Here is a 5,872-nt window from a genome sequence, read left to right on the forward strand (position 1 = left end):
AAAGATCCCCTCCTACTGGTAAAAAAAAAAGGGGCCTGTCTTGGTCTTGGGGGGGGAAAAGGGGGGGGGGGGGGGGGGGAAAAGGGGGGGGGGGGGGGGGGGGCCCCCCCCCCCCCCCCCACCGGACCGGCCGGTCCCCCTTTCTTCTCCGGCCGGCTGGGACCGTCAGGTCCCGGCGGTCACGCCCCGGGCGCCGGCCAGCTGATGTCGTCGGACGAGCGGTCGACGGAGGCGCTGCCGGCCACCTGCACCGGGGCGGCCGGGCTCGGCCAGCTGATGTCGCCCGCGACGACGACGGTCGACGAACCGTCGGCTCCCGGGACGGGCGGCGCCACGGGCCAGCTGATGTCGTCGAGCGGCTGCGCCAGCGAGACGCTGCCGATGGTGGCGCCGGTCCCGGCGATCGTCGCGATCAGAGCGGTCGCGGCGATGCCGACGATGCGCGGGAACTTCTTCACTACTTCTCCCCAAAAGAGTGTCGCTGGTTCGGCGGTCCACGGACTCCCCGTCCGGCTGCCGCCACGCGGATCAAGCTACTGAACCGATCCACGGTAGGCAATATTTTGCCACATCCTTGACAGGTGACTTCAGACATCCGCCACCAAGGAGCCATCGTCTATGCCCAGCTCATCACAGGCAAACGCTCCCGAGTGGCCTGAAATCCACCGCATTGGCACGTCAGATGGCCGACTCAAATCGTTCCACGTTTGGCAATCTTTTGGCAACACTTTTGTCTTGGGCTATTCTGAGCTGTCAAATCAGCCCCACGCTAAGGTGTCATCGCCGCGCCTTCACGGCTCCTCGCCGTGCGCGCGGCCGGCACCCGGCTGGGCCCACACAGGCTTGAGGATTGATCACATGCTGGAACAGCCGTCATTCGGCCGGCGGCTCAGGCAGATGCGAACCGAGAGAGGCCTGTCCCAGGCCGCCCTCGCGGGCGACGGCATGTCCACCGGCTACCTGTCCCGGCTGGAGTCCGGAGCCCGGCAACCCACCGAGCGTGTGGTCGCCTATCTCGCCGGGCGGCTCGGGATCACAGTCGCGGACTTCGAGGAGCCCAAGGCCGGTTCACTGGCCCAGGCCCTCACCGTCGCCGCGTCCTCCGCCTCCGATGCCGCCGTGTTCGAACTCGTCGGCGCCCTCGCCTCCGGGGAGGACCAGGACCGGGCGCTGCGCTGGCAGGGCCTCTGGCTGCTCGCCCGCGCCGAACGCCAGAACGGCGACAGCACCGCCGAACTGGCCCACCTGGAAGAGCTCGTGGAGCTCGGCGAGGGCCTCGGCCTGCCCGAGCTGCGCGCCCGCGCCCACACCCAACTCGCCCGCTGCCTGCGGTCGATGGGCGACATCACCCGCGCCGCGGGCATCGCCGCCGACGCCTACCGCATCGCCTCCGAGGCCGAACTCTCCATCCACGACACCGCCTCCGCCCTGCTCGCCCTCGTGGCCGTCGAGACGGAGGCCGGCCGGCTGGCCGACGCCCAGTCGCATGCCGACGAACTGCGCGCCCTGACCCGGGAGGAGACCGGCACCCTGCCGATCGAAGCACTGTGGACCGCCTCCACCGTCCGCCTCCGCCAGGGCGACCACACCGCGGCCCGGGCCCTCCTGGAGGAAGCCCTGGAGCGCATGGACAGCCATGACAGCCTGCTGCTGTGGATGCGGCTGCGTCTCGCCGCGGCCTCCCTCCACCTCCAGCAGGACCCGCCCGACACCGCGCGAGCCGCCTATCGCCTCGCCGAGATCGCGCCCGTCCTCACCCTCATCGGCACTCCCGTGCACAGCCAGGAGATGACCCTCCTCCAGGCGCAGATCGCCTTCCACGAGGGGCGTGACGCCGAGGCGCGCAGGCTGCACGACAGCCTCACCGACCCTTCGACCGAGTCCGCCTGCCGAATGACCTTCCGCGACCGCGTCACCCTCGCGGTCCTGCACAACCGTCTCCTCGCCCGCGAAGGCCGCCTCGACGAAGCCATCGCGGGCCTCCAGCAGCTCGGGCGCGACACGCATGCCGGCTCCAACATCGACATCGCGGCGGAAATCTGGCGCGTCCTCGCGGAACTCCTCACCACCACCCGCCCGACCACCCCACCGAAGGACGCGTGACCTGTAGCGCCCCTCACAAAAACATGTGAAAGAAAACCGCAGGGTCTTTGATCAGCCGGCTTCCGTCAATGCTGCACGCGCCGTGGTGAGGATCTCCTCGGAGAGCGGGGAGCCTTTGGTGGCCCGGGCCAGGACGAGTGCGCCGAGCATGGTGCACAGCCGGGTGATGCCGTCCTGATCCTCGGTCGCGAGCCACTCGGCGAAGTCGCTCACGCCCTCGGTGTAGACACGGCGGGCCTCGCAGTCCCCGGGCTCGCGCGCCATGTCGGTGGCGAGCGCGGCGGCGGGGCACCCGTCTGCTGCGCTGTCGCGGTGCTTGATCGAGAGGTAGGTGTCGATCAGTGCCTGCTGGGCGGCGTCGCGCCGCCCGGCGTGCTGCTCGAGTCCGTCGTTGCGGAGCCGGGTGAGTTCGTCGAACGCGTGGGCCGTGGCTTCTTCGATGAGCGCCTCCTTGGAGGCGAACTGCTTGTAGAAGCCGCCGTGGGTCAGGCCGGACGCCTTCATGAGGTCGGCGACGCTGACGTGGGTGCCCTGCTCCCGGAAGAGCCGGGACGCGGTTTCCACGACACGCCGGCGGTTCTCCTCGGCTTGCGCCTGCGATACGCGGCCCATCAGCCACCTCCCCAATTGGATGTCGTTTGACATCTATCATAGACCAGGAGTTAGATTGCAGTCGTAATCTAATTAGTGCGGGGCGCGCTTGGTGCCCGCAGAACGCTGGGAGTGGGCATGGAACTGAAGGACGCGGTCGCGGTGGTCACCGGAGCCAACCGGGGGCTCGGGCGGCATCTGGCTGCCCAGCTCGTGGAGCGAGGAGCGAAGGTGTACGCGGCGGCCCGCCGCCCCGAGACGGTGGACCTGCCCGGCGTCATCGCGCTGCGGCTGGACGTGACGGACGAGGAGTCGATCCGGGCCGCGGCCCGCACCGCGTCCGACGCGACGCTGCTGGTGAACAACGCCGGCATCTCCACCGCCACGCCGCTGATCGCGGGCGGCCTGGACGCGGTGCGCCTGGAGATGGAGACGAACTTCTTCGGTCCGCTCGCCGTGACGCGCGCTTTCGCCCCCGTCATCGAGGGCAACGGCGGCGGCGCCGTGCTCAACGTCCTGTCCGTCCTGTCCTGGCTGCACCCGGCCGGCCTCGGGTCCTACGCCGCGGCCAAGGCCGGGGCATGGGCGCTGACGAATGCGGCCCGGGAGGAACTGGCGCCCCGCGGCATCAGCGTCTCGGCGCTGCACGTCGGATACATGGACACCGACATGGCCGCGGGCGTTCCCGCCGATCAGAAGGCCGACCCCGCCTTTGTCGCCGCACAGGCCCTGCACGGCATCGAGACGGGACTGCCCGAAATCCTCGCCGACGAGACCACCCGGTACGTCAGGCAGAGCCTGGCCGCTTCGCCGAATGCGGCGTGAGACACGCCACGCCTCCCGCATCGGCGAGGGGCCCCGAAGAACCGAAGTAAAGACCACAAAGTGGCTCGTACCGGTCTGAGCCCCGGATGGACAGAGATCCCGCCCCACGCGGACGGGCAACGGAGACGACGATGAAGACCTTCATGATCGAGCGGTACGGCGACAAGGCCGGCGCGCGCGCCGCCGAGATGCCCGACCCGCAGGTGGGCGCCGACGACGTCCTGATCCGGATCCACGCGGCGAGCGTCAACCCGCTCGACCTCAAGATCCGCGACGGGGACTTCAAGGCGATCCTCCCGTACCGTCTCCCGCTCATCCTGGGCAACGACCTCGCGGGGGTGGTGGTCCAGGTCGGATCCGCCGTCACGCGGTTCGGGGTGGGAGATGAGGTCTACGCCCGCCCCGACAAGGACCGCATCGGCACGTTCGCCGAACTCATCGCCGTCCACCAGGACGACGTGGCGATCAAGCCGGCCACGCTCACCATGGAGGAGGCCGCGTCCCTTCCCCTGGTCGCCCTCACCTCCTGGCAGGCGCTGGTCGAGCGGGCGCATGTGCGCCCAGGCCAGAAGGTCCTCATCCACGCGGGCTCCGGCGGCCTCGGCACCATCGCCGTCCAACTGGCGAAGGAGCTGGGCGCGCACGTGGCCGCCACCGCGAGCACCGCCAATGTCGACCTGGTGAAGGAACTCGGCGCGGACGTCGTCGTCGACTACAGGAAGCAGGCTTTCGAGACGCTCCTCCACGACTACGACGTCGTCCTGGACAGCCTCGGCGGCGAGACGCTCGAGAAGTCCCTGCAGGTACTCAAGCCCGGCGGGGAGGTCATCAGCGTCGCGGGCCCTCCCGACGCGGCCTTCGCCCGCGAGCTGGGCGCGAACGCGATCCTCCGACTGGCGATGAGCGCGCTGAGCTTCAGGACCCGGCGCCGCGCCGAGCGCCGCGACGTGACGTACTCGTTCCTGTTCATGAAGGCCAGCGGCGAACAACTGAGCAAACTCACGCCGCTCATCGACGCCGGAAAGATCCGTCCCGTCGTCGACCGGGTCTTCACGTTCGACAAGACCCGGGAAGCCATGGAGTACGTCGAGAAGGGCCGCGCGAAGGCCGGCAAGGTCGTCGTCACGATGAAGTGAGGGCAGACCCTCACCGGAACGAACGGTGAACACCTCCCCAGGCGACGAGAAGATCCCCGCACCCCCACTACCCCCAGGACCCGGTCATGAGTGCACCGCGGAGTTCCCCCACCCCCAACCCCGCCCCCACCCCGTCGTCCTACCAGAACGCGCCGACCCGTTCCGTGTCCGTGCGCGGCGTCGACTTCGTCTACCGGCAGCTCGGGCCGGAGGACGGCGTACCGCTGATCCTCCTCCACCACCTGACCGCGGTCCTGGACAACTGGGACCCACGCGTCATCGACGGACTCGCCGCCCGACGCCGAGTGATCACCTTCGACAACCGCGGAGTCGGCGCGTCAGGCGGCTCCACGCCCGACACCATCGAGGCGATGGCGCACGATGCGGTGCTGTTCATCCGGGCCCTCGGACTCGAGCAGGTCGACCTGCTCGGCCTGTCGATGGGCGGCTTCATCGCCCAGGTCGTCGCAGCAGAGGAACCAGACCTCGTACGCAAGGTCATCCTCGCGGGCACGGGCCCCGCCGGAGGCCCCGGCATCGACAACGTCACGGCAGTCACCATCCGCGCCATTCTGAAGGGCGCCCTGACCCGCCGGGATCCGAAGCAGTTCCTCTTCTTCACCGACACCGAGGGTGGCCGACGGGCAGGGCGCGCCTTCCTTGAACGGTTGAAGGAGCGCACGGACAACCGCGACAGAGCCATCTCGCTTTCGTCCTTCCGCGCCCAGTTGAAGGCCATCCACCGATGGGGCGTCCAGGCGCCGGCCGACCTGTCGCGCATCCACCAGCCGGCCCTCGTGGCGAACGGTGAGAGCGACCGGATGGTGCCCAGTGAAAACACGCTCGACCTGGCCGCCCGGCTGCCCCGGGGCGAACTCGTGCCCCTCTACCCCGACGCGGGACACGGAGGGATCTTCCAGTACCACGACGAATTCGTCGCCCAGGCGCTTGAGTTCCTCGAGCCGTAGCCAGGCGCGCGGGCGCATGGCGAAGGCCCCCGTCCCTTGCGGGGACGGGGGCCTTTGGGGGTGCTGGGGTCAGCCCTGCCAGGAGTGGGAGGGGCGGAAGCCCGACTGGCGTTCCAGGCGGCGCCAGCCGGCCGTCGAACGGCCCTCGGGGGTCGTCTCGGCGGGCTGGGCGGCGGCGCGGGCGAGGAGGACCGCGGTGATCGCGGCGAGCTCCTCGGGGTCGGCGTGGCCCTTCTCGACACGGAGAAG

The 5,872-nt window shown here is 69.7% G+C and carries 7 protein-coding genes; 4 read left to right on the forward strand and 3 right to left on the reverse strand.

All coding sequences use genetic code 11. The annotated features are described in order from the left end of the window. Nucleotides 1-179 precede the first annotated feature (179 nt). Nucleotides 180-458, reverse strand: a complete 279-nt coding sequence (locus tag ACZ4VI_RS34520) for a hypothetical protein (protein WP_468005838.1) — start codon at nucleotides 456-458, stop codon at nucleotides 180-182. Between the two features lie 400 nt (nucleotides 459-858). Here ACZ4VI_RS34520 and ACZ4VI_RS34525 point away from each other — a divergent pair, with 400 nt between their 5' ends. After that, entirely contained in the window at nucleotides 859-2,103 is a 1,245-nt protein-coding gene (locus ACZ4VI_RS34525) for a helix-turn-helix domain-containing protein (protein WP_468005839.1), read from the forward strand. Between the two features lie 51 nt (nucleotides 2,104-2,154). Here ACZ4VI_RS34525 and ACZ4VI_RS34530 read toward each other — a convergent pair whose 3' ends face one another. Continuing rightward, the gene (locus ACZ4VI_RS34530; protein WP_468005841.1) at nucleotides 2,155-2,715 is read right to left on the reverse strand and encodes a TetR/AcrR family transcriptional regulator; all 561 of its coding nucleotides are present in this window, start codon (nucleotides 2,713-2,715) and stop codon (nucleotides 2,155-2,157) included. A gap of 117 nt (nucleotides 2,716-2,832) precedes the next feature. Between ACZ4VI_RS34530 and ACZ4VI_RS34535 the strand changes: the two genes are divergently transcribed. The 3 genes from ACZ4VI_RS34535 (at nucleotide 2,833) to ACZ4VI_RS34545 (ending at nucleotide 5,623) form a co-directional block, all read left to right on the forward strand. Beyond that, on the forward strand, nucleotides 2,833-3,519 hold the full coding sequence (locus ACZ4VI_RS34535; protein ID WP_468005842.1) for an SDR family oxidoreductase: 687 nt from the start codon (nucleotides 2,833-2,835) through the stop codon (nucleotides 3,517-3,519). A gap of 131 nt (nucleotides 3,520-3,650) precedes the next feature. Further along, nucleotides 3,651-4,655 carry an NADP-dependent oxidoreductase gene (locus tag ACZ4VI_RS34540; RefSeq protein ID WP_468005844.1) on the forward strand — a complete coding sequence of 335 codons (1,005 nt, stop codon included), beginning with the start codon at nucleotides 3,651-3,653 and terminating at the stop codon, nucleotides 4,653-4,655. A gap of 86 nt (nucleotides 4,656-4,741) precedes the next feature. After that, nucleotides 4,742-5,623 (forward strand): alpha/beta fold hydrolase, encoded by an 882-nt coding sequence (locus ACZ4VI_RS34545; RefSeq protein WP_468005846.1) that lies wholly within the window; start codon nucleotides 4,742-4,744, stop codon nucleotides 5,621-5,623. A gap of 69 nt (nucleotides 5,624-5,692) precedes the next feature. On the opposite strand, the gene ACZ4VI_RS34550 is transcribed toward ACZ4VI_RS34545, so the two are convergent. After that, on the reverse strand, nucleotides 5,693-5,872 hold a 180-nt coding region (locus ACZ4VI_RS34550), incomplete at its 5' end, for an acyl-CoA carboxylase subunit epsilon (protein ID WP_468005848.1).

It is taken from the genome of Streptomyces sp. NPDC029169, from assembly GCF_055563935.1.